This is a genomic window from Mesorhizobium sp. M7A.F.Ca.US.005.03.2.1 (assembly GCF_003997795.1).
Classification (GTDB): Bacteria; Pseudomonadota; Alphaproteobacteria; order Rhizobiales; family Rhizobiaceae; genus Mesorhizobium; species Mesorhizobium ciceri.
Genome location: NZ_RZRP01000879.1, coordinates 1 through 2,548 on the forward strand (window position 1 = coordinate 1; position 2,548 = coordinate 2,548).

4 protein-coding genes are annotated in these 2,548 nt (G+C 61.7%); 1 reads left to right on the forward strand and 3 read right to left on the reverse strand.

Going from position 1 to position 2,548, the window contains the following annotated elements; genetic code table 11:
- Positions 1-118 precede the first annotated feature (118 nt).
- The gene (locus tag EN991_RS31870) at positions 119-421 is read left to right on the forward strand and encodes a DUF982 domain-containing protein (RefSeq protein WP_024503323.1); all 303 of its coding nucleotides are present in this window, start codon (positions 119-121) and stop codon (positions 419-421) included.
- Positions 422-529: 108 nt separating this feature from the next.
- Here EN991_RS31870 and EN991_RS31875 read toward each other — a convergent pair whose 3' ends face one another.
- From EN991_RS31875 to EN991_RS31885, 3 genes are all read right to left on the reverse strand, one after another.
- Entirely contained in the window at positions 530-1,228 is a 699-nt protein-coding gene (locus EN991_RS31875) for a DUF1194 domain-containing protein (protein WP_164753615.1), read from the reverse strand.
- Between the two features lie 150 nt (positions 1,229-1,378).
- Positions 1,379-2,020: a hypothetical protein gene (locus tag EN991_RS31880; protein WP_245461133.1), complete on the reverse strand. Its 642-nt coding sequence runs from the start codon at positions 2,018-2,020 to the stop codon at positions 1,379-1,381.
- A 108-nt stretch (positions 2,021-2,128) separates the two neighbouring features.
- Positions 2,129-2,548: DMT family transporter (locus EN991_RS31885; protein WP_164769516.1), on the reverse strand; the 420-nt coding region annotated here is incomplete at its 5' end.

Genomic DNA, 2,548 nt, shown 5'->3' on the forward strand with positions numbered 1-2,548 from the left:
GGTGATCGCCTTCGCCTGACAGATTTCTAAAAAATTCCATTTTTGGCTGGAACCAACCGGCTGTTGGTGCGTTTGGTGGGGTTCGATCGAGCGCATTGCGGTCGACCGGGAGGAAACGATGGATCAATTGCATTTCTTTTCGCCCGTGCGGATTTCGCGCGGGCAAGGACACCCTGCGGAAGAAATCGATAGTGTTGCCGAAGCCATGATGTTCTTGCGGAAATGGCCAACGGGACGGCGCGGTCCGGTTTATCAGTGCGCGCTGAACTGTTGCTCGGCCGCTTTGTCGGGCCAGATGTCGGCCGAGGAAGCAAGGAAAGCGTTCACCGGCTTTGCCCGCATCACGCGCCTTCTCGACGATGACATGGCTTTGCCGGTAGGCGGCGAAGGCAAGGCAAGCGTGCACGCATTGCGGCGATAGGCTGTTGTCCTGACGGTCCTACAAGGTCTCGCGCTGCAGGGCGCGGGTTCTCGTTGAGCAATGCGCTCCGGGATGGGGCCTCGAAAGTTCGTCCTACATGGCACACTTTCACAGCGGACGGTCGTCGTTCATGCTTACTTCAGTCACGAGCTTGCGGCGAAGCGCCATGGTGTAGTCGTCTGGCCCCTTCGGCGTCATGACGAAGGCCTGGGAACCGCCAATGACCGATTTGGCAAAATAGGATGCCAGAGGTTGGTCGGGATTCTCATCCTCCGCCGGGATGGCGATGGCATTGATCGTATATCCCTTGGCTATGGCGTTCGACCTGCTCGGCTGGACGGGAAGCCCGTCGTTGTTCTCGCCATTGGAGGAGATATCGATGACTTTCTTTGCGGCCTTTCCCGGGAACTGGTCGAGCAGGAGACTGCCGATGTCGATAGCCGAGGAGACGGATGTTCCGCCACGCCCTCTGCGGATGAAGCCGGTATCGCCTTTCCTGCTGATCACCGCAGCCGCCGCTTCGGCATCTTCCAGTCCGCAGATGCTTGTCCACGGCAGCACGACGCGCGCGTGTCCGGGGCTCGACCACTCAAAATAGGCAACGCCGATGCAACCAACATAATTCCGGCTGATGGCGGCGATGATCTCTGGCGAGGTGAGTGCCGCGGCATGTCCCTCGCGTTGCATATCGGCGATCTTCGGATCGATGGATGACGAAAAGTCGACCGCGAACACGATGGCGACGTCAACGTTCGCGGCATGGGCAGAGACCCCCCAAAACAGCGAAGCTGCAAGTATTCCTGTCATTCTCGAGATTGAACCGGCCGGCGTCAGGAGACTGCCCCAGCCTGTCATCCGCACCCGTTCGCGAAAGGGTGGGGGGCCGGCGTCCTGATGATACACACTGCCAAACATGTCATTCCCCATCTCGACATCCGGTCGTTTCAAAAAGCGGGTTCAACTAGTGGAAATCTGGCGGGTGGCCTTGGTGCCCACGCCGAAGAGCAGCAGATCGGCCTTGGTCCACAAGAGATAACAGCCGAGCAAGGTCAGTGGCATGGCGAGGGCCGCGAAGGAGCCGCTCCACCAGACCTCAGGCAAACCGCGGGCGAGGGCCACTGTCGTCGCCAGCATTGCCGGCAACCGGCTGGCGAGCACCGCACTGCGGAACGGATCGGGCCAAGCGGCCGGCCAGATCGAAATTGGCGTGCCGGGCCTGTGAAAGGTGCTGCCGAATTTGCCCAGCGCATGCAGCAGGCCGGAGGTCGCCGCAAGCAATGGATCGCCGAGCAGCAACAGGGCAATGCCGAGCCCGATCGCACCCAGGCCCGACAGGAAGTCGCCCAGACGGTTGAGGGCGGGATCGGGAGCATCCGGCCTTGCCCAGGCCCGGTGATAGGCCTCGCCGCCCCAGAAGAAGACCAGGGTGGTCAAGGTCAGCGCAACAGTGCCATGGCTGCCAGCGAAATATTCGATCACCGCCATGGTGACGCTGCTTCCTTCATGCAGGCCGACCGGCGCGGTGGCAATCTGGATCGCCAGACCGACAATGAGGCCGAGCGCATTGCCGCTGTTGTAGTAGCCACCCGGTCCTTTCATGCGGGCGCGAAGCGCCGATACCAAATGTGCGACCGGAAGAAGGATTGTCCGCGCATCCATCACTGCGCCCCCGCGACAAGTCCGGCCGGGTCTGGAATACGTTTCGCATCACCGGCAAGGGCCATCACATTCCTCCACTGGACCTGAATTGTTGGGATGACGATCGCCCGCCCGATTTGCGGACGCAGTTGCAAAGGCAGGGGCCGCGTCGAAGGGTTGAACCGAAGCGGTTCGCAAGGACGTGCGTGCCTGCAGCGCTCGGTTCGACATTGCAACGGACAGGATCGCACCCAGGATGATGCCGGCACCCAAGACGCTCGCGGACGAGCTCCGCTCGCCGAGAAAGATTGCCGCGCCCAGCGCCCCGAAAACGCTTTCTGCGCTGACGATCACGGCGGCGTGGCTGGCCGGCGTAAAGCGGAGGGCAACCGTCTGTATGCCGAAGGCAATCGCAGTGGAGAACACGCCGAGGATGACCAGTTCCGGGCCGGCTGCGGATGCGGCGGCCAGCGACAGATTGCCTTGCAT